Origin of the sequence: Sphingopyxis sp. LC81 (assembly GCF_000756375.1) — a bacterium.
Classification (GTDB): Bacteria; Pseudomonadota; Alphaproteobacteria; order Sphingomonadales; family Sphingomonadaceae; genus Sphingopyxis.
The window spans coordinates 167,023-186,444 of sequence record NZ_JNFD01000001.1 but is presented as its reverse complement, the minus strand read 5'-3'; the positions used below and the strand labels follow the sequence as shown (position 1 = coordinate 186,444).

Genomic DNA, 19,422 nt, shown 5'->3' with positions numbered 1-19,422 from the left:
CATCGCGCCATGCGGTGCCGATGAACGGATTTCCTTTCGCGATCGTCGGCTTCGACCTCGACGGCACGCTTCTCGATACGCTCGGCGACCTCGCGGCGGCGGTCAATCATACGCTGGCGCTGATGGACCGCGCCCCGCTGGCCGAGGACGCGGTGCGGCCGATGATCGGGCGCGGCGCGAAGCATATGCTGGAGGAAGGGTTGCGCGCGTCGGGCGGCGTACCCGATGGCGCGGTCGAGCGGCTCTATCCCGAATTGCTCGATTTCTACGAAGCGCATATCGCGGTCCACAGCCGCCCCTTTCCGGGTGTGATCGCCGCGCTCGACCGGCTCGACGCGCTGGGCGTGCGCACCGCGGTCGTCACCAACAAGGCCGAGCATCTGGCGCGCCTCCTGCTCGGCGAATATGATCTTGCCGATCGGATGGCGACGATCATCGGCGGCGACACGCTGGGTGTCCGCAAGCCGTCGCCCGAACCGATCCATGCCATGATCCAGCGATGCGGCGGCGGGCGCGCGGCCTTCGTCGGCGACAGCATTTACGATGTGATGGCGGCGAGGAATGCGAGCGTGCCCAGCATCGCGGTCAGCTTCGGCTTCCTCGACCGGCCCGCCGACGAACTCGGGGCAGATCATGTGATCGATCATTTTGACGAATTGGTGCCGCTGCTCGAAACGCTTTAGCGCTTCCGCCACTTCGTCCAGAGATGCTTCGCAAGCATCGCCGGCGGCATGCGCAGCCAGTGCGAGCGGATGTAGAAAGCCTGTTCGAGCAGCGGTTCCGTCACCCGCCCCCAATCGTCACGCGCGAAGAGGCGGCGGCGGAACCAGACATCGGACGGCTCCTGCCGATCCCACCCGCTCGGCAGCGCCGTCCCATAAAGATCGCGCGATAGCCGTGCGGCGCGGTGAACTGCGCCCTGCAACCCGTGCAGCGCCGCCCGCCCGTCCAGCTGCCCCCAATAGCCCGGATCGGCGGCGGCGAAATCGCGCGTCATCGTGTGGAAATCCCACAGATTGCGCAGCCCCCCCTGCAAATCGCCGTCGGCGAGCATATGCGCGGCGCAGTGGCACGCCATGTCGGCAGGGTTCAGCACCGCGAAACCCGCGCTGCTCGTCACCGCATCGCCGACCAGCGCCAGCGCGTCGGGCGTGATCCGGTGGGTGCGCGGCAGGATGGTGTGGTGGACGTCGATCATCCGGTCGCGCGCCTTGTGGATCATCGGCGGCAGCTCGTGCATATGCTGGCGGTAATAGGCGTCGTCATAGGGGTCGGACTTCACCCATTCCCAACCCGCCTTGAGCAGCAGATTTTCGGTGCGGCGGATGTCGTGCGCGAGGACCAATATGTCGAGGTCGCCGATCTGGCGTCCCGCGGCGCACGACATATCGGCGGCGGCATAGGCCGCGCCCTTCAGCAACACGAATTCGATCCCCGCGGGCGCGAGCGCGCGCCGCGCCATCTCGGCCTCCCACAAAGCTTGGCGCTGCGCGACCTTGGCGGCGGCGCGCTGGTCGGCGAAGAGCGCGGCGACCGCCGGCGGCAGGTCCGCCTCGGCGAGGCGGTGCGCGAGCGTCGCGAGCATCGCCTCGCTGCGCGCGACCCCGATCACGCCGTCCCAGTCGCGCGGAGCCAGCGCGGCGGGGTCGCGGCGGCCGCCGAGCAGGTCGACGAAGGTTCGCACCGCGCTCACTTCGCCGCTTCCGCCCAGAGCTGCTCGACCAGTGCCATACCGGCGGCGCTGTCGGGATAGGAAATGCCGAAGGCCGGGGTTTCGCGAACGAGCCGCGTCAGTGCGGCGAAACCCGCCTCGCCGAGCGCGACATAGTTGGTCGACGCCTCGGTCAGCCGAACAAAAGCCTCGCCCTCGCCCATCGGTTCGATCGCGGTTTCCCCGCCGAAGCGCGGGAACAGCAGCAGCGCGGGGTGCGCGGGCTCGTGCATCGCCGCGACCGCATCGGTACGTGGGATCAGGTGACGAATATCGCCCTTCGGCGTTGCGGCGAGCAATGGACCGAGCCGCGACGGGTCGACGCGGGCGGCGATCTCGGCGATCGCCTCATTCTTCAGGCTGACCGCGCGCGGGAACGCGAAGGCGTCACCGCCGGCGGGATCGATCAGCGTGAACTCGTCGCCCATCAGCCGCCAATCGCCTTCGCCGAGCAGAGCGGCGAGCGTCGATTTACCCGACCCCGATTCACCCGACATGATCAGCGCGCGGCCATTCTTCGCGACCGCGCTCGCATGCAGCAACATGTGCCGCCGCCAGCCGAGCGCGACCTGCAAATTCATCCCCATCTCGGCGGCGAGCAGCCCCATCGAGAGCGGCAGCGGCAGCGCGTCAGGCACGACGAAATCGCCGCCGATATGCACTGACGGCCGCAGCCAGCGCCGCCACGGCCGCGCCGCGAACAGGCGCACCGTCGCCTCGGCGGGGCGCGCATCGTCCTGCGGATAGCCGGCGTACAGCCGCGCAAGCGCCGCGACCGGCTCGGCCCAGTCGCTGCCAATCCGGAACTGCACCGGGCCGACGGCAATGCGCAGCCTATGCCTCACGCGCGCTCCACCAGCCCCATTGCGGCGAGCTCGCCGAGCCGCTCGGCAAGGATCGGCTGTACATCATCGTCGCCGTCGAGATCGAACGCGGCGGCGAGGCGCGTGGCGAGATCGGCGGCATTGCAGGCATCGGCGCCCATCGCGCCCAATATCTCGGGCATCGGCGATACGACGAGATGCGTTTGCATCGACCGCCGGTCGAAAATCGCGGTCAGCTCGCCCAGCGGCTCGACGCGCAATGCATCGGCCGGTGCGGCGCGATAGGTGCGATCAGCCATAATCTTCGGCGGCGGCGGTCAGTTTCGCAAGGATGGCCATCAGCGTCGCGCGTTCGCTGGCGCTGATGTTCGATTCGAGTTGCGCCTCGCTGGCCAGCGCCGCGGGGACGATCGCGTTATAGAGTGAACGGCCCGTCTCGGTGAGTTCGAGATGGTGCGAACGCCCGTCGGCCTCGTGCGCCTGGCGCGCGATCAGCTGGCGGTCGGCGAGTGCCTTGGCCGCGCGGTTCACCGTCACCTTGTCCATGCGCGTCGCCTCAACCAGCTCGCGCTGCGTCTTCGGCTGCCCCTCACCGAGCACGGCCATCAACCGCCATTCGGGGATCTTCAGCCCAAAGCGATTCTCATATTCGGCGGCGATCCGGCTCGACAGGGCGTTGGAGGCGATGGACAGGCGATAGGGCAGGAAATTATCGAGATTCAGCTTCTTCGCGGCCATGAATTGGTCACCCCCACACGCTCAAAAAATCCCGGCGCGCCCATCCTATCGCCTGTTTCCACCCTGTGAAGGGCGGAATGACGCGAAAGTCAGAAAGACACGCGCGCGCCGACCCATAAGGTCCGCGGGGTCGCGCGTTCGACGATGCCCGACGACGAGATCGCGGCGGGCACCAGTTCGTCGAAGAGATTCTCGCCGCGCGCCTCGATGCTGACCGCGTCCGAAAAGCGCCACGACAGCCCGGCGTCGAGCGTCAGCGCGTCGTCGAGGGCGAGCAGCCCGACGTCATCCTCATTCTGCTTGCCGATGTAACGCAACGTCGCAAAGCCGCCGAACGGGCCGCTCGCGTTGCTGCGGAGCGAGACGCTGCCGCCATGCTTGGCGATTTGTGCCGGGCGGCGGCCGTCGAGCGCCAGCGCCGCGCCCGAGGCGTCGACCTTTGCATCGGTGAAGGCATAGGTCGCTCGCAGCGTTGCCGGACCGATCCGCTGCTCGGCGCTGACTTCGACGCCCTTGCTGTCAATCGCGTCGAGATTCTGCCGCTGGTTGAGGTTCGGCGCGAGCGTCACATTGGCGATCGCGTTTGTCAGATGGTTCATGAACAGCGTCGCCGACAGCTTGGTGTCGCCATTGTCCCAATCGGCGCCAACCTCGCCGCCCCACAGGCGTTCGGGTTTCAGCGCGGCATTCGCGGTCGTCACCTCGGCACCGACACGGAACGGGCGATAAAGCTCGTTGAGTGTCGGCAGGCGCCAGCCGCGATAGGCGGCGGCGCGCAGCGCGAAAGCGTTTGATGTCCAGCGCACGCCGGCGCGGCCGCTGCCTTCCCAGCCCTGCCGCGCGGCGAAGCGCAGGTCGGTGATGACGGGGCCGGCGATGTTGCGTTCGAGCCGATAGCCCTCACCCAGCCACCAGCGATCGATGCGGCCGCTCAGCGTCCATAGCAAGCCGTCATTGGCGTCGCCCGATGTCCATTCGGCAAAGGCGCCGACGGTATCGCTGCTACCGCCCGCGATGCGGTGGCGGCCGGGGACCATACCGCTGAAGAAGAAATCCTCCTCGGTTCGCCCCGTCGTGCGCCGCCAGTCGGCGCCAACCCGCAGCGGATTGGCCTCGTCGATCGCCGGGCGCAACTCGAAGCGCGCGCCGAGGCCGGTGGCGGGCACGCGCTGGAACAATGCGGGGGCGATACTGTTCCGCCCGGCCGCGACGCTCGCGAAGCCGCTCTCGAAATCGCGGAGCTGAACATAACCGAGCGCGAGCCATTGCGTCTCGCCAAAGGGATCGTGGACGAAGCGCAGGCTGGCGTCGATCCCGTCGACCTTGCTGGCCGTGAAATCGGTCCCGCGGTCGCGCCGGTCCGAAAAGCCGCGCAGCGCGGCCTCGATCCGGCTGTCGTCACCGGCGTCGAAACGAAGACGCAGGCCAAGTCCGCCCTGTTCATAGGGCGCGGCGCGATCGACCGAGCCGCGTTGCCCCTTCGCAACCGGCGCGAAGCCATCGCCGCGGCTGTAACGGCCGTCGACCGCGATGTGCCCGTTACCAACTTCGCCGCCAACCGACGCCGAAGCATCCCAGCTGTCGCGGCTGCCGTAGGCGAGGCTCGCTTCGACGCCGTCGGTCATTTCCGAATAGAGACCAACCGTACCAGCGAGTGCGCCTGGACCATCGACCCCGCTGCCGCCGCCGCGCGCGACGATGATGCCGCCGAGGTTGATCGCATCATAAGCGCTCCACGCGACCCAGCCGCCAAAGGGGTCGGCCTGCGGCACGCCGTCGAGCGTGATCAGCGCGCGCGCCGACGCGTTTCCGCCAAGGCCGCGCAACGTGATGCCCTGGCTCGTCGGGTGCGCCGAGCGCCCGTCCGAACGGCGGAACTGGACGATGCCGGCTTCATCCCGGAGGCGGCTTTCGACTCGATTACCAAGCCCCGGCGCGACGTCCGCGATCAGGTTACGCGATCCGACAAGGTCACTATCGACCGGACGCAGCAGCCCGCCGGCCGTCACGACAATCTGGTCTTTGGGACGCGGCGACAGGGCAGGAAGATAGCAAAAGCCGTCGTCCACACCTTCGTCGGGTGCCGTTGCTTGTTCCTGCGCCATCGCCGCCACCGGCAACATCAGCGCGGCCACACCCGCCAGGAGACGAATCACGCCGGCTTGACCGCGTCGGGGTGCGCCTTCTGAAACGCGTCGAGTTGCATGCACGCCGCGTCGATTTCGATCAGCCGCGGGAAGGCATCGAGCGGCACCTCGAAGCGGCGCGCATTATAGATTTGCGGGACGAGGCAGCAGTCGGCGATCCCCGGCGTGTCGCCGCCGAGATAGCGCCCGTCGCCCGCCATCGCCTCGAGCGCCTCGAACCCCTGCGTGATCCATGTCGCGATCCAGCGGTCCTTGGTCTGTTCGTTCAGCCCCAAGTCGCGCTTCAGATATTTGAGTACGCGCAGATTGTTGAGCGGGTGGATGTCGCTCGCGATCACCTGCGCGCGTGCCAGCGCCACCGCGCGCGGCATCGCCTCTTCGGGGATCAGCCGCGGTTCGGGAAAAGCACGATCGAGCCAGTCGATGATCGCCATGCTCTGGATGATCGGCTCGCCATCGACGACGAGCATCGGGACGAAGCCCTGCGCGTTGAGTTCGAGATAGGCGTCGCTGCGCTGCTCGCCCGCGATCAGGCTGATCTCGACGCGCTCATAATCGAGCCCTTTCAGGTTCAGCGCGATGCGGACGCGAAAGCTGGCCGAGGAGCGGAAATAGTCGTGGAGAACAAGCTGGGTCATGGCGTCGTCTAATGCGATGCTTTCGGCATCTCCGCAATCCATTGCCTGAGCAGCATCGCGCCTTCCTTGTGTACCGTCGAGCGCCCGACTTCGGGCATGGCGATTCCGGGGTCGGTGCTTTCGAGGCGATAGATCAGGAAACTATGCGCGGGATCGCCGGGCGCGATGGCGAACTCCATGCCCCCGCTGCCCCGCCCCGCCGCGGTCGGCCGCTTGCCGATCCCGTAGTTCACCCCTGCCGGATCGTCGGTCCAGCGCAGGAAAAGCCCGCTGTTCGACGCGCTGCCAGCCGGGTTGTGGCAATGCGCGCAATTGACGTCGAGATAGGCGCGCGCGCGCGTCGCGACGCTGCCGCTTTTGGGATCGTCCCACTGCGGCATCGTCGGCTTCAGCGCGGCGGGGTTCTCGAAATAGACGCTGCGCAGCTTTTCGGACGCGGCGGGGTCGAGGATGAAGTTCCGTAGCTTGGGCCCGATCGGCACAATCTCGCCGCCGAGGCTGTGGCATTCCTTGCACTGGTTCTTGTTCGGCACCGCGTAGCGGATGCTGTGCGTCTCGCCGTCGGGGCTCTTGAAGGTCACCGGCACGCGGCGGCCACCCAAGGCCAGCGTCGCATCCTTGCCGTCGGCGTCCCAGATATAGGGCAGCGCGGTCCAGCCGGCGGCGCGGCGGATCAGCAGGCGCGTTTCGACCGGGCGGCCGCCGTTGACGTCGCTCCAGCCGAAGCTTTTGACGAGCACGGTTCCGACCGGGAATTCGATGACGCCGTCGGCCGCGACCTTCGCCTTCTTTCCCGCCGGGATCGAGATGAAGCGGTGCTTGTCGGTATAGTCGCTGAACAGCGGCGCGCGCAGCGTGTAGCCGATGCCGGTCGATGGTGTTTTCGGATCATTGCCGCGGAACAGCCCGAACGCCGACAGCTTTGCCGGCATCGCATCGCTTTCGACCACCGCCTGATCGACCGCGGGCGGCGGCGATGCCGCTCCGCCGCTCGCACATAGCAGCGCCGCTCCAACTGCGGCGAAAACGCGTCTCACTTGACCTTCGCCTCCATCGCGTCGGGCAGCTTGATCACGGGCAGCGCCGCGGGCGGCGTGCCCTTCGACAGGTCGGCGGGCGACGGCTTCGCCTCGCTCTGCGGCGTCTTCACGTCGGGCAGGTTCAGCGACAGCACGCCGACCTTGTCGAGCACGACCGCATCGCCCGCACCATCCCACAGCACCGGCGGAATGCTGCCGCCCATCGCCGCCGCGATCATGTCGCCGCCCGCAAACTTCGGCGCATAACCCGCCTTGCCATGCTGGTTGCCGCGCACGACGATCGCGCGGGGCAGCGGCTGATATTTCGGATCCTTATGCTCGTAGCGATAACCGACGATCATCACGTTCGCGGTGCCATTCTGGTCGAACACATTGCCAAAAATCTCGACATTGCGGTTCGCCATGATCAGCACGCCGGTGCCCGTCGGAACGCTCGCTACGATATTACCCTTGGGCGCGAAGTTCGGCGTGCTGTTGTCGTTCACGATATTTTCGAAGACGCGGACATTGTGACCGCCCTGCATCGGCAGGCTCGGCAGGTCGAACACCAGGATGCCGCCGGTGTTCTTCGTCGCGATATTGTCGTGGACGTCGGCGTCGTAGCTGTTCTCGATCTCGATCCCCGCGACATTCTCGGTCGCGATCGAATCGCGGACGACGATATTCTTCGACTGGCCGACATAGATGCCCGCGTCCGACGCGCCGCGCACATAGACGCTGTCGATCAGCACGTCGGTGCTTTCTACGGGATAGATGCCGTAGGCGCCGTTGGTTTCCTTCGGCCCCGCGGTCCATTCGACGCGCAGCTTGTGATAGACGATGCGGTCGGCGCCCTTCGACTTGATGCCGTCGCCCTTGGTGTTGAGCACCGCAAATTGGGTCAGGAAGACATCGTCGGAGGTGACGAGCAGCCCCTCGCCCGCGCCCTGCTGCCCCGCAAAGTCGAGGATCGACCCGCCCTCGCCCGCCCCGGCGCCGCGTATCGTGACGTTCGCGACGTCGAGCGACAGGCCATCGGTCAGCTTCCACACGCCCGCGCCCAATTGCACCGTGTCGCCCGGCTGCGCGAGGATCAGCGCTTCTTGCAGCTTTTCGTTAGCGTTGGGCGTTGTCGCATTGACGCTGATCACTTTCGCCGCCGCCGGATTGGCGGCAAAGGCCGCCACGATGCAGAGCGTCGCCGCGTGGCGCAGGCCATGGAATCGCATATGTCTCTCCCCTTATTTTCGGGGAGCATGGTGCAAGACTTGACGGATGCCAAGCGATGTTGCTGACATATGTGTAGCTAACCGGGGAGAGGTCGCTTTGATTCACAGATTAGGTTTGGCGCTTGTCGCCTTGATTGCCGTGCCGTCGATGGCCGCGGCGCCCGCGCCGATTGCCGGGCGCTGGAAAACGGACGATGGCAAGGCGGTCGTCGTCATGGCCGCATGCGGCAACAAGATGTGCGGGCGTGTCGAGCGCCTGCTGATCAAACAGCCCACGGGGGGCCAGCTCGACGAGCGCAATCCCGACAAGGCGAAGCGCGGCCGCAAGGTCACCGGACTGCAGATTTACTGGGATCTCGTGCCGCATGGCGACGGCTGGAAAGGCGAAGGCTATAGCCCCGAGGACGGCCGATATTACAAAGCGCATTTGCGCGTGAACGGCGGCAAGATGACGATGAAGGGCTGCGTCAGCCTGTTCTGTCGCACGGTGACATGGACGAAGATGATGTGAGTCCTCCCCTCCCGCGTGCGGGAGGGGCAGCGAGACTTGCGAGCCTGGCTCGCTAGTCGCAGCGGGGTGGGCATCTGAAACGGTGCTGCCCACCCCCAACCCCTCCCGCAAGCGGGAGGGGAGAAGGATCAACCTTCGCCCAAAATCCAGTTGACGCCCTCGGCGACGTGTATCCGCGTGGTGTCATAGATCGGCAGCAGGTTGGCGTCGGTGTCGACCAGCATCACCAGTTCGGTGCAGGCGAGCACGATCGCCTGGATATCCTGCTTGGCGATATCGGTGATGAAGGTTTTCATCGTGCGGCGCGAACTTTCGTTCGCCTTGCCGAGCATCAGCTCTTCGTAAATGATGCGGTCGATCTCGTCGACGCGGCTCGTGTCATAGGGCGCGAGCGTCAGCCCGTGGCGCACCAGCCGCTGACGGAACCAGGGTTCGGTCGTCACATTGCGCGTGCCGATCACCGCCGCCGACTTGACCCCGTCGGCCTTCATCTTCTGGCCGGTTTCGTCGACGATGTGGAGGATCGGGATCGAGATCGCCGCGGCGACATCCTCGGCGACCTTATGCATCGAATTGGCGGCGATCATCAGCGCGGTCGCCCCGGCGGCCTCAAGCCGCTGCGCCGATGCGATCAGCACCTCTTTCGCATGCGCCCACCCTTCGGGGGTCGTAATGCGCGAGAGCTCGCAATAGTTCAGGCTCTCCATCAGGATCGGCGCCGAACAGGCGGTGCCGAGGCGCTTTTGCACGCCCTTGTTGAGATGGCGGTAATAAAGCTCGGTCGACGCCCAGCTCATCCCCCCGATCAGGCCGATTTTGCGCATATTGCCCCTTTAAAAACACGTCGCCCCTGCGAAGACAGGGGCCGCTGGCAGCTTTGCGCCACCTTGATAGCGGCCCCTGCTTCGCAGGGGCGACGATTCTTGTCTAGTGCCCGCTGCCGCTCAGCGCCTTGACGATGTCGTCGGCCATCTTCTTGGCATCGCCGAGCAGCATCATCGTCTGGTCCATGTAGAAGACGTCGTTGTCGACGCCGGCATAGCCGACCCCGCCCATTGAACGCTTCACGAACAGCACGGTCTTCGCCTTTTCGACGTCGAGCACGGGCATGCCGTAAATCGGCGAGGTCTTGTCGGTCTTCGCCGCCGGGTTGGTCACGTCGTTCGCGCCGATGACGAAAGCGACGTCGCACTGCGCGAACTCGCCGTTGATGTCCTCAAGCTCGAACACCTCGTCATAGGGCACATTCGCCTCGGCGAGCAGCACGTTCATATGGCCGGGCATGCGGCCTGCGACCGGGTGGATCGCATATTTGACGTTGACGCCTTCCTTCTTCAGCTGGTCGCCCATTTCGCGGAGCGCGTGCTGCGCCTGCGCGACCGCCATGCCGTATCCGGGGACGATGATGACATTCTCGGCCTGGCTCATCAGGAAGGCTGCATCTTCGGCGCTCCCCGGCTTCCACGGGCGCTGTTCCTTCGAACCGCCCGCGCCCGCTGCCGCATCGTCGCCGCCGAAGCCACCTGCGATCACGCTGATGAAGCTGCGGTTCATCGCGCGGCACATGATGTACGACAGGATCGCACCCGACGAGCCGACGAGCGCGCCGGTGATGATCATCGCGGTGTTGCCGAGCGTAAAGCCCATCGCCGCCGCGGCCCAGCCCGAATAGCTGTTGAGCATCGACACGACGACCGGCATGTCGGCGCCGCCGATCGGGATGATCAGCAGGAAGCCGATGGCGAAGCTAAGGCCGGTGACGGTCCAGAACACCCAAGGCGACTGATCGAAGGTGAAATAGGCAACCAGCCCGATGATCGCCGCGAGCGTGCCGAGGTTGATGACGTGCCGTCCGGGCAGCATGATCGGCGCGCCCGACATATTGCCGTTGAGTTTGAGGAAGGCGATCACCGACCCCGAGAAGGTGATCGCGCCGATCGCGATGCCGAGCCCCATTTCGATGCGGCTGACGGTGAAGATCTCGCCCGCCGCATCGGCGATGCCGAACGCTTGCGGATTGAGATAGGCCGCCGCCGCCACCGCGACCGCGGCAAGACCGACGAGGCTGTGGAACGCGGCGACGAGCTGCGGCATCGCGGTCATCGCGATCTTGCGCGCCATCACGATGCCGATCACGGCCCCGATGCCGATCGCGACGAGGATTTCGACCAGCCCGACCGTATCGAGCAGGCCGTCGGCGGTGGCCGGCGCATGCGTGAGCAGCGTGGTCACGACGGCGATCAGCATGCCCGCCATGCCGAAGCGGTTGCCTGCCTGCGCCGTCGCCGGGCTCGACAGCCCGCGCAGCGCGAGAATGAACAGGATGCCCGAAACGAGATAGGCGACCGCCGCCCAGGGATTCACGGCGCCGTGGCCGCCGGCTGCGGCGGAAAGGATCGACTGAAACTCCATCTCAGCGCTCCTTCTTCTTGTACATCGCCAGCATGCGCGCGGTGACGGCGAAGCCGCCGAAGATATTGACGCTCGCCATCACGACTGCGGCGAGGCCGAGCCATTTGGACGAGGCCGAACCCGCGGCGGCGCTGGCGATCAGCGCGCCGACGATGATCACCGACGAAATGGCGTTGGTGACGCTCATCAGCGGCGTGTGCAGCGCCGGTGTCACCGACCAGACGACGAAATAGCCAACAAAGCACGCCAGTACGAAAATTGAAAAAATCGCGATAAAATCCACGGGCTCGCTCCCCTGCTGATTCCGTTTCGCGCACCTCTTGCCGCGCGCCGCCGAATCTGTCGACTCCAAAGCTCCCAAAAAGAAGCGCCCGCATTCCTGGCCAAGAGAAATGCGGGCGCTTTGCGACATAAAATATCGCTTTGCCGGGCAAGCCGGCGATGTTTTTTACATTTTCGGGACGAGCACCGCGTCGATGACATGGACGACACCGTTCGCCTGGCCGACATCGGCCTGCGTCACCGTCGCCTTGTTGCCGCTGGCGCTGGTCAACAATATGGCGTCGCCGCTCTTGGTTGCGGTCAGATCCTGCCCGTCGGCGGTCTTGAGCACGGCCTTGCCGCCGCCTTCGGCGATCTTCGCGCTAAGGTCCGCCGCGGCCAGCTTGCCCGGAACGACATGATATTTGAGCACGCCCGCGAGCACATCCTTCTGCGCCGGGCGCATCCAGCCGTCGCGCGTCACCGGCGGCACCTGTACAAAGGCGGCGTCGTTCGGTGCAAAGACCGTGAACGGCCCCACATCCGACAGCGTCTGGACAAGACCAGCCTGCGTCACCGCCGCGGCCAGCGATTTGTGGTCGGGCGAGGCCGCAAGATTCGCGGCGATCGAACTGCTCGCGATCATCGCCGACGGGCTGGCGGCGGGCGTCGCGGGCACCGCCGTTTCGCCGCCCGCGACGGTCGTCGTCTCGGTCGGCGTTTCCTTCTTGTCGCCGCAGCCCGACAGCGCGAGCGCGGCCGCTGCGGCCGTCAAGATCAGATGGGTTTTCATATCCTTATCCTTTCGAAAGCCGGACGCAGCGGCGCGAATCATCAGCCGAGGCTGGGCATCAACACGCCGTTGATGACGTGGATATTACCGTTCGACTGTTCGACGTCGGGCTGCGTGATGAAGCCGCTGCTGCCCTGCGTGCCGTCGACCTTGATGTTGCCCTGCACCTCGGTGAAGGTCAGCGTTTCGCCCTCGACGGTCGCGAGCGTCGCCTTGCCGCCGCCGGCCTTGATCTTCGCGTAAAGATCCTCGGCGGTCACGCGGCCCGGAACGACGTGATAGGTCAGCACCTTCGCGAGCGATTCGGTGTTGTTCGGGTTCATCAGCCAGTCGGTCATCGGCTGCGGCACCGCGGCAAAGGCCTGGTCGGTCGGCGCGAAGATCGTGAACGGCTGGCCGGCGAGCTTGTCCGACACGCCCGCCGCGGTCAGCGCGGTGGCCAGCGTCTTGTGGTCGGGCTTGGCGGCGATTTCGAGCGCGATGCCGGTGGGCTGCGCGGGTGCGGCAGGAGCCGCGGCTTCAGCGGGAGCGGCGGCGTCGACGGCCACTTCAGCGGCTTCGGCCGGCGCGGCGGTTTCCTGTGCGTAAACGGGCGACAGGGTAGCAAGCACAAGGAGGGGAGTGGCGAAAAGCTTCGCAGACGACATCAATCATTCTCCAGTTGGTTGAAACTCAGGGTTGGGGAACCCTGAACGCATAGTAACCAAAGGAGGTTTCATGAAAAGGCCGAAAACGGCCATTTTTTCCGATTGGGTCAGCGACCGACGATCAATTGCGCCATAAGCTGCTGGATTTTCTGCGGATCGCTCTTGCGCGAAATCTTGACCTCGAGCGGCGTCGCGGCGCCCGAAACCCATACCTTCATGTCGGCATCGAGGTCAAAGGTGCCGGCGGTTTCGAACGAGAAACGCGTGACCGAACGCCAGGGAATGCTCTGGAAATCCTTCTTCGATCCCGTCAGCCCCTGCACATCGACGAAGATGAAGCGCAGGTTCGTCAGCAGCACGGTATCGCGGATCGTCCGGAACGCCGCGAGCACGCGCTCGCCCTCGATCAGCCACGCCTGAAACTCGGCCTGCGCGCCGGCGATGTCGATATCCCCGGCGCTGAACAGGCCCATTGCTTAGCCCAGCAGCCGCTCGTTCACGACCTTGCCGCCCTGCGTCAGGCGCACGGCATTACCGATTTCCTCGTCGAGCACGGGCTTGCCCGCTTCCTTGTCCCAGAAGGCCGAGAGGAAGTTGAACAGGTTGCGGCTGAACAGCGCGCTGGTGTCGGCGGGCATCAGCGCGGCGATATTCTTCGCGCCGATCACGGTGACGCCGTGGATCTTCTTCGCCTCGCCCGAGACCGATCCTTCTACATTGCCGCCGCTTTCGGCCGCCATGTCGACGATCACGCTGCCCGAGCGCATCGTCGCGAGCTGCGCGTCCGAAATCAGCCGCGGCGCGGGGCGCCCCGGGATCAGCGCGGTGGTGATGACGATGTCCTGCTTGGCGATATGCGACGACACGAGCTCGGCCTGCGCCGCCTTATACTCGTCGGACATTTCGGTGGCATAACCGCCCGCGCCCTCGCCCTCGATCCCCGCCACCGTTTCGACGAAGATCGGCTTGGCGCCGAGCGATAGGATCTGTTCCTTGGTCGCGGCGCGCACGTCGGTCGCGCTGACCTGTGCGCCGAGGCGGCGCGCGGTCGCGATCGCCTGAAGCCCGGCGACGCCGACGCCCATCACGAACGCCTTCGCGGCGCTGACGGTGCCCGCGGCGGTCATCATCATCGGAAAGGCGCGGCCATAGGCGTTCGCCGCCATCAACACCGCCTTGTAGCCCGCGAGGTTCGCCTGGCTCGACAAGATGTCCATCGACTGCGCGCGCGTGATGCGCGGCATGAATTCCATCGCCAGCGCTTCGAGTCCGAGCTTCGCATAGTCGTCGATGCGCGCGCGTTCGCCGAACGGGTTGAGGCCGGCGGCGAGCCAGGCGCCGTCGGCGAAGCCAGCGAGGCCCTTGGGATCGGGACCCTGGATCGCGAGAATGATATTCGCGCCCTTCAGCACATCGGCGCGGCTGCCGACCTTCGCGCCCGCGGCGCTATAATCGGCATCGGCGATCGAGGCTTGTTCACCCGCCCCCGATTCAATGGCAACTTCAGCGCCCAGACCAATGAATTTCTTCACGGTTTCCGGGGTGGCAGCGACGCGGGTCTCGCCTTCGGCGAGCTCCTTCAGGACAGCGATGCGCATGCGCGAAGCCCGGTCAGGAGGCGATGAGAAGGACGACGCCGACGGTCACGACCGCGGTGATGATCGAGCCGATCTTGAACAGGCTGATGAAACCCGCATAGGTTTCTTCGGCTGCCTTCATTTCCTGCTGTGCCATCGCTTTTCCCCTTTAATGGCCGTTTCCTGTGCGCGAACGCACAGCGCCGCGGCCCCAGAATCGGTTATCGCGCCGGTCTTAGCCACGCGTCCCGCGATGCTCAAGTGCGGGTTTGGCCGCTGGACTTAACTGTGGGAAAAGACGAATGCCCTTAATCGCCCTTTTACCCCTATCGGATACACATGCAGCCCTCAGCAGAACAAACCCATAGCAATGTCGGTTCAGGGGGCAGATTCGGAACGATGACGAACACGCGCGACACGCGAATGGTGATGATCGTCGACAGCGAGCCTGCCCAGCAGCGCTTCCTGGCGGCCCTTGTATCACGTGGCGGCTGGCGTAGCGTCATCGCCGCCGACACCGATACCGCCCTGGCCAAGCTCGGCACGCAGGAAGGCATGGCGCTCGACGCGGTGCTCGTCGACCAGGGCGCGCCGGGCATGGATATTTCCGAATTCGTCGGCGAACTCCGCCGCTGGCGTCCCGCCTTGCCGCTCGTCGTGATCACGATGCGCAACGGGGTCGAGGTCGCTGTGGGCGCAATGCGCGCCGGCGCGAGCGACTTCGTCCAGAAACCGATCGCCCCCGACCGCCTGCTCGAAGCCCTCGACCGCGTCGTGTCGACCAGCGGCCCGCAGGGCGAACTGCGCCCGCTGACTGAAAAGCTGCGCGCGCCCTTGGCGTTCGAGGAAATCATCGGGTCGAGCCCCAATTTCCGCAGCGCGCTCGCGATCGCCGCCAAGGCCGCGCGCGCGCGCGTCCCGGTGATGATCAACGGCAAGCCCGGCACCGGCAAGGAAGTCTTTGCCCGCGCGATCCACAGCGCGAGCCCGCGCGCGCGCGGTCAGCTTGTCATGGTAGATTGTTCGGCGGTGTCGCCGGGGCTGATCGGATCGGGACTGTTCGGTCACGAACGCGGCGCTTTCGCTGGCGCGTTCGACCGCCAGGTCGGGCGGCTCGTCCAGGCCGACGGCGGCAGCATCATCATCGACCATGTCGAATGCATCCCGCTCGAAACGCAGGCGAAGCTCATCGAATTCCTGAACAGCGGCGAAGTGCAGATGATCGGCGGATCGATCCGCCAGAGCGTCGACGTGCGCATCATCGCGACGAGCACGAGCCCGCTCGACAAGCTGATCGAGGCCGGACACTTCCGCGAAGACCTGTTCTACGCGCTGTCGAGCGCGCAATTCACCCTGCCCTCGCTTTCGGAGCGCCGCGGCGACGTCGGGCCGCTCGCACGCCATTTGCTGGCGCGCATCGGCGGCCTGCCGGGCATGGGCCCGATCGGGGTCACCGACGACGCGCTGCGCCTGCTCGCCGCTTACGCCTGGCCGGGCAATGTCCGCCAGCTGCAAGATGTGTTGTTCCGCGCCGCGGTGAACAGCACCACCGACGTCCTCACCAGCGCCGATTTCCGCGCGATCGAGGCGACGCTCGGCGGCGGCAGCCCGAGCGGCGAAGGCGAGATCGCGATCAACGGCGAGGCGATCGGCGTCACATTGTATCTGCCCGACGGCAACCTGCGTCCGCTCGAGGAAATCGAGGCTGACGTCATCCGCCTCGCGATCGGCCATTATCGCGGCCGCATGAGCGAGGTCGCCCGCCGCCTCGGCATCGGCCGCTCGACGCTCTATCGCAAATTGAGCGATCTCGGGATCGATACCGCAGCATAACGGCAGGATAGTGAATTCGCCGGGCCAGTCGACTTGTCCGACGGGCCGCGTTAGGCTGGCGCCATGACCCGATCATTCACCGGACGAACGGCGCTCGTCACGGGCCATTGCTCCGGCATCGGCGGGGCGGCCGCCGCGCTGCTCGCCAAAAGCGGCGCACGCGTAATCGGCGTGGACGTCTCGCAAGGACGCGACGTCACGAGCCCCGAAATGTGGGAGGCGCTGGCCGGCGATCTCACGGATATCGACCTTGCGGTCGTCAACGCCGGCATTTCCAGCGCGGGCGCGATTGCCGAAATGGATTTCGCAAGTTGGCGCCGCACCCTGTCGGTCAACCTCGACGGCGCGATGCTGACCCTGCGCGCGGCGATGCGTGCGATGATCGCGCACGGACGCGGCGGCGCGATCGTCGTCACCGCTTCGATCTCGGGTATCAAGGCCGAGCCCGGGGTTGGCGCCTATGGCGCGTCGAAGGCCGGCGTCATCCAGCTGGCGCGTGTCGCGGCGAAGGAAGGCGCACCGCACGGCATTCGCGTCAACGCGATCGCTCCGGGCGGCGTCGATACGCCGATTTGGGACGATCTCGACTTTTTCCCTGCGATGGTGGCCGAATATGGCAGCCGCGAAGCGGCCATCGACGCGATGGCAAAAGCGGCGACGCCGCTCGGCCGCTGGGCGAGCGCCGGGGAGGTCGCGCGGCAGATCACCTTCCTGTTGTCGGATGACGCGGCGAATATCACTGGCGCGGTGCTCGCCGCCGACGGAGGCTATTCGCTTTAAACGGTCAGCGCCGCGTCGCGCAGCCCGCGCCACACGCGGAGCGCCTGCCGGTTTTCCGCAATGTCGTGGACGCGGAGCAACTGCGCGCCCTGCGTCGCCGCCTGATAATGCAGCGCCACCGTGCCGCCGAGCCGCTGATCTGCGGGCGCCTCGTTGTCGAGCGCGCCGATCATCCGCTTACGGCTCGCACCGAACAGGATCGGGCAGCCCAAGGTGTGGAATAGCGCGAGCCCATTGATGAGCGCCAGATTGTCCCCGACCCCCTTGCCGAAGCCGAGCCCCGGATCGACGATGATCTTCGCCGGGTCGACCCCGGCGGCGACGCACGCCGCGACGCGCTCGGCGAGCATGTCGTAGACGTCGAACAGGATATGCGCGTAATCGCCGCCCTCGTGCGGGTCGCTCTTCGCCGAGGGCGCGTGCATCAGCACGACCGGGCAGCCCGCGTGCACGACGACTTCCATCGCGCGATCGTCGTAGCGCAGCGCCGAAATATCGTTGACGATCCGGGCGCCGGCGGCGAGCGCCGCCTCCATCACCGCGGCCTTGCGCGTATCGATCGACACCGCGACACCGCCCCGCGCGAGCGCTGACACCACGCCTTCGATGCGCTTGATCTCGTCGCCTTCCCAGACGAGCGGTGCGCCGGGACGCGTCGATTCGCCGCCGACATCGATGATCGCCGCCCCCGCAGCGCCCATCGCGAAGCCGGCCTCCGCCGCGGCGACGGCATCGACATGCTTGCCGCCGTCCGAGAAACTGTCGGGCGTGACGTTCAATATGCCCATGAGCTGCGGCTCGTTCAGCCGGATCTTCCGCTCACCGAGTTGCAGCACACCGCGCGGCCGCGCGACGCCCGCGCGCTGCGCATTTGCCGCTTGCGCCAATGCGTCGGGCATGGCCGCAATCCAGCCATCCCATTCGGGAACCGGAACGATCGCCGATTTGACGGTCAGACCGTCGCGCAGGCTGACATGCCACGCGGCGAACCAGACCATAGAGTCGGCAATCCGCAGGCAATCGTCGTCGAGTTCGTGCGGGCGGTCGACGAAGCAGGTCGGGCGGCAATAGATTTGCGCATCCGCCGACGCGGCGCCGAAGTCGGGCTTGGTCAGCGGCTGAAACATCAGGCTTCGTTCGCCAGCAACCAGTCCTGCCGCACCGCGTCGATCACGCGGAGTTCCTTGCCATTGTCGACATGCCAGAAGGTCCAGCCGTTGCAGCTCGGCGCACCCTGCAGCCCCGCGCCGACCTTGTGGATCGACCCTGCGGGCTGGCCGTCGCATTCGAGGCTGCCGTCGACGCGCACCTTCGCCTTCCAGCGGCGCTTGGTATCGGTCAGCACCGTTCCCGGCGCGATCATGCCGCATTCGACGAGCGTGCCGAACGCGACGCGCGTCGCGGCCTTCGGCGCCATCATCGTCTTCACCGCGCTTTCGTCGAGCGGCAGCGCCAGCTCGATACGTTCCAACGCGGCCTCGATATAATCATCCTCGCGCTCGATGCCGATGAAATGGCGGCCGAGGCGTTTCGCGACCGCGCCGGTCGTGCCGGTGCCGAAGAAGGGATCGAGGATCACGTCGCCGGGGTTCGAGCAGGCGAGCAGGATGCGATAGAGCAAGGCTTCGGGCTTTTGCGTCGGGTGGACTTTCGTGCCGCCCTTCTTGAGCCGCTCCTGACCGCCGCAGATCGGGATCAGCCAGTCCGAACGCATCTGGAGCTCGTCGTTCAGCGTCTTCATCGCGCGATAATTGAAGGTGTAGCGCGACTTTTCGCCCATCGACGCCCAGATCAGCGTCTCATGCGCGTTGGTGAAGCGCGTGCCCTTGAAATTGGGCATCGGGTTCGCCTTGCGCCACACGATGTCGTTGAGGATCCAATAGCCATTGTCCTGGAGCGCGGTGCCGACGCGGAAGATATTGTGATAGCTTCCGATCACCCAGATGCTGCCGTTCGGCTTCAGGATGCGCTTCGCTTCCTTGAGCCAGGCTTGGGTGAAGCGGTCGTACGTCGCGAGACTGTCGAATTTGTCCCAGTCGTCGTCGACCGCATCGACCTGGCTGCCATCGGGGCGCAGCAGGTCGCCGCCGAGCTGGAGATTATATGGCGGGTCGGCGAAGATCATGTCGACCGACGCGGCGGGCAGCGATCGCATCATTTCGACGCAATCGCCCTGCAAGATGCTGTCGAGCGGCAGGTCCGCGGGGTCGACTTTCGGCGTCCGCTTCTTCGTCGCCGGCGCCTTGACCCGTTCCATCACACCCATGCTTCACCCCGTTCCTTGCTCGTAAGAAGGCCCTGA

General features: G+C 66.0%; 22 protein-coding genes. 4 read left to right on the top strand and 18 right to left on the bottom strand.

What is annotated here, in order from left to right:
- Window positions 1-20: 20 nt before the first annotated feature.
- On the top strand, window positions 21-683 hold the full coding sequence (locus FG91_RS00915) for an HAD-IA family hydrolase (protein ID WP_037510651.1): 663 nt from the start codon (window positions 21-23) through the stop codon (window positions 681-683).
- Here the strand turns inward: FG91_RS00915 and FG91_RS00910 are convergent.
- The 8 genes from FG91_RS00910 to FG91_RS00875 form a co-directional block, all read right to left on the bottom strand.
- Complete coding sequence (locus FG91_RS00910) at window positions 680-1,693, bottom strand: nucleotidyltransferase domain-containing protein (RefSeq protein ID WP_081940347.1); 1,014 nt, start codon at window positions 1,691-1,693, stop codon at window positions 680-682. The two genes, FG91_RS00915 and FG91_RS00910, sit on opposite strands and share 4 nt — an antisense overlap.
- Complete coding sequence (locus FG91_RS00905; protein ID WP_037510648.1) at window positions 1,690-2,556, bottom strand: HprK-related kinase A; 867 nt, start codon at window positions 2,554-2,556, stop codon at window positions 1,690-1,692. The genes FG91_RS00910 and FG91_RS00905 overlap by 4 nt, the downstream gene beginning before the upstream one ends.
- Complete coding sequence (locus FG91_RS00900; RefSeq protein ID WP_037510646.1) at window positions 2,553-2,834, bottom strand: HPr-rel-A system PqqD family peptide chaperone; 282 nt, start codon at window positions 2,832-2,834, stop codon at window positions 2,553-2,555. The genes FG91_RS00905 and FG91_RS00900 overlap by 4 nt, the downstream gene beginning before the upstream one ends.
- Window positions 2,827-3,273 carry a MarR family winged helix-turn-helix transcriptional regulator gene (locus tag FG91_RS00895; protein ID WP_037510645.1) on the bottom strand — a complete coding sequence of 149 codons (447 nt, stop codon included), beginning with the start codon at window positions 3,271-3,273 and terminating at the stop codon, window positions 2,827-2,829. Before FG91_RS00895 ends, FG91_RS00900 begins: the two co-directional genes overlap by 8 nt.
- Window positions 3,274-3,362: 89 nt before the next feature.
- Entirely contained in the window at window positions 3,363-5,429 is a 2,067-nt protein-coding gene (locus FG91_RS00890; protein WP_037510643.1) for a TonB-dependent receptor, read from the bottom strand.
- Window positions 5,426-6,058 (bottom strand): maleylacetoacetate isomerase, encoded by a 633-nt coding sequence (gene maiA / locus FG91_RS00885; protein WP_037510641.1) that lies wholly within the window; start codon window positions 6,056-6,058, stop codon window positions 5,426-5,428. The genes FG91_RS00890 and maiA overlap by 4 nt, the downstream gene beginning before the upstream one ends.
- Before the next feature lie 8 nt (window positions 6,059-6,066).
- Window positions 6,067-7,095 carry an SO2930 family diheme c-type cytochrome gene (locus tag FG91_RS00880; RefSeq protein ID WP_037510638.1) on the bottom strand — a complete coding sequence of 343 codons (1,029 nt, stop codon included), beginning with the start codon at window positions 7,093-7,095 and terminating at the stop codon, window positions 6,067-6,069.
- Window positions 7,092-8,306: a parallel beta-helix domain-containing protein gene (locus FG91_RS00875; RefSeq protein WP_052187182.1), complete on the bottom strand. Its 1,215-nt coding sequence runs from the start codon at window positions 8,304-8,306 to the stop codon at window positions 7,092-7,094. The genes FG91_RS00880 and FG91_RS00875 overlap by 4 nt, the downstream gene beginning before the upstream one ends.
- Window positions 8,307-8,421: 115 nt before the next feature.
- Between FG91_RS00875 and FG91_RS00865 the strand changes: the two genes are divergently transcribed.
- Window positions 8,422-8,817, top strand: a complete 396-nt coding sequence (locus tag FG91_RS00865) for a DUF2147 domain-containing protein (RefSeq protein ID WP_052187181.1) — start codon at window positions 8,422-8,424, stop codon at window positions 8,815-8,817.
- Between the two features lie 128 nt (window positions 8,818-8,945).
- On the opposite strand, the gene FG91_RS00860 is transcribed toward FG91_RS00865, so the two are convergent.
- From FG91_RS00860 to FG91_RS00825, 8 genes are all read right to left on the bottom strand, one after another.
- A complete protein-coding gene (locus FG91_RS00860; protein WP_037510631.1) occupies window positions 8,946-9,641 on the bottom strand; it encodes an aspartate/glutamate racemase family protein in 696 nt (231 codons plus the stop codon).
- 103 nt (window positions 9,642-9,744) lie between these two features.
- A complete protein-coding gene (locus FG91_RS00855) occupies window positions 9,745-11,229 on the bottom strand; it encodes an NAD(P)(+) transhydrogenase (Re/Si-specific) subunit beta (protein ID WP_052187180.1) in 1,485 nt (494 codons plus the stop codon).
- A gap of 1 nt (window position 11,230) precedes the next feature.
- Entirely contained in the window at window positions 11,231-11,512 is a 282-nt protein-coding gene (locus FG91_RS00850) for a proton-translocating transhydrogenase family protein (RefSeq protein WP_037510628.1), read from the bottom strand.
- 165 nt (window positions 11,513-11,677) lie between these two features.
- Entirely contained in the window at window positions 11,678-12,283 is a 606-nt protein-coding gene (locus tag FG91_RS00845; RefSeq protein WP_037510625.1) for a fasciclin domain-containing protein, read from the bottom strand.
- Window positions 12,284-12,324: 41 nt separating this feature from the next.
- Entirely contained in the window at window positions 12,325-12,930 is a 606-nt protein-coding gene (locus FG91_RS00840) for a fasciclin domain-containing protein (protein WP_037510622.1), read from the bottom strand.
- Between the two features lie 107 nt (window positions 12,931-13,037).
- Entirely contained in the window at window positions 13,038-13,403 is a 366-nt protein-coding gene (locus FG91_RS00835) for a PH domain-containing protein (RefSeq protein ID WP_037510620.1), read from the bottom strand.
- A 3-nt stretch (window positions 13,404-13,406) separates the two neighbouring features.
- Window positions 13,407-14,528, bottom strand: a complete 1,122-nt coding sequence (locus FG91_RS00830; protein ID WP_037510619.1) for an NAD(P) transhydrogenase subunit alpha — start codon at window positions 14,526-14,528, stop codon at window positions 13,407-13,409.
- A 13-nt stretch (window positions 14,529-14,541) separates the two neighbouring features.
- Window positions 14,542-14,664: an aa3-type cytochrome c oxidase subunit IV gene (locus FG91_RS00825; protein WP_037510616.1), complete on the bottom strand. Its 123-nt coding sequence runs from the start codon at window positions 14,662-14,664 to the stop codon at window positions 14,542-14,544.
- Between the two features lie 242 nt (window positions 14,665-14,906).
- Here FG91_RS00825 and FG91_RS00820 point away from each other — a divergent pair, with 242 nt between their 5' ends.
- Both FG91_RS00820 and FG91_RS00815 read left to right on the top strand, forming a co-directional pair.
- Window positions 14,907-16,340, top strand: a complete 1,434-nt coding sequence (locus tag FG91_RS00820) for a sigma-54-dependent transcriptional regulator (RefSeq protein WP_037510614.1) — start codon at window positions 14,907-14,909, stop codon at window positions 16,338-16,340.
- Window positions 16,341-16,403: 63 nt separating this feature from the next.
- Entirely contained in the window at window positions 16,404-17,120 is a 717-nt protein-coding gene (locus FG91_RS00815) for an SDR family NAD(P)-dependent oxidoreductase (RefSeq protein WP_037510612.1), read from the top strand.
- On the opposite strand, the gene folP is transcribed toward FG91_RS00815, so the two are convergent.
- Both folP and FG91_RS00805 read right to left on the bottom strand, forming a co-directional pair.
- The gene (folP, locus tag FG91_RS00810; protein WP_052187178.1) at window positions 17,117-18,247 is read right to left on the bottom strand and encodes a dihydropteroate synthase; all 1,131 of its coding nucleotides are present in this window, start codon (window positions 18,245-18,247) and stop codon (window positions 17,117-17,119) included. The genes FG91_RS00815 and folP overlap by 4 nt on opposite strands.
- Window positions 18,247-19,386 (bottom strand): site-specific DNA-methyltransferase, encoded by a 1,140-nt coding sequence (locus FG91_RS00805; RefSeq protein ID WP_037510610.1) that lies wholly within the window; start codon window positions 19,384-19,386, stop codon window positions 18,247-18,249. The genes folP and FG91_RS00805 overlap by 1 nt, the downstream gene beginning before the upstream one ends.
- Window positions 19,387-19,422 lie beyond the last annotated feature (36 nt).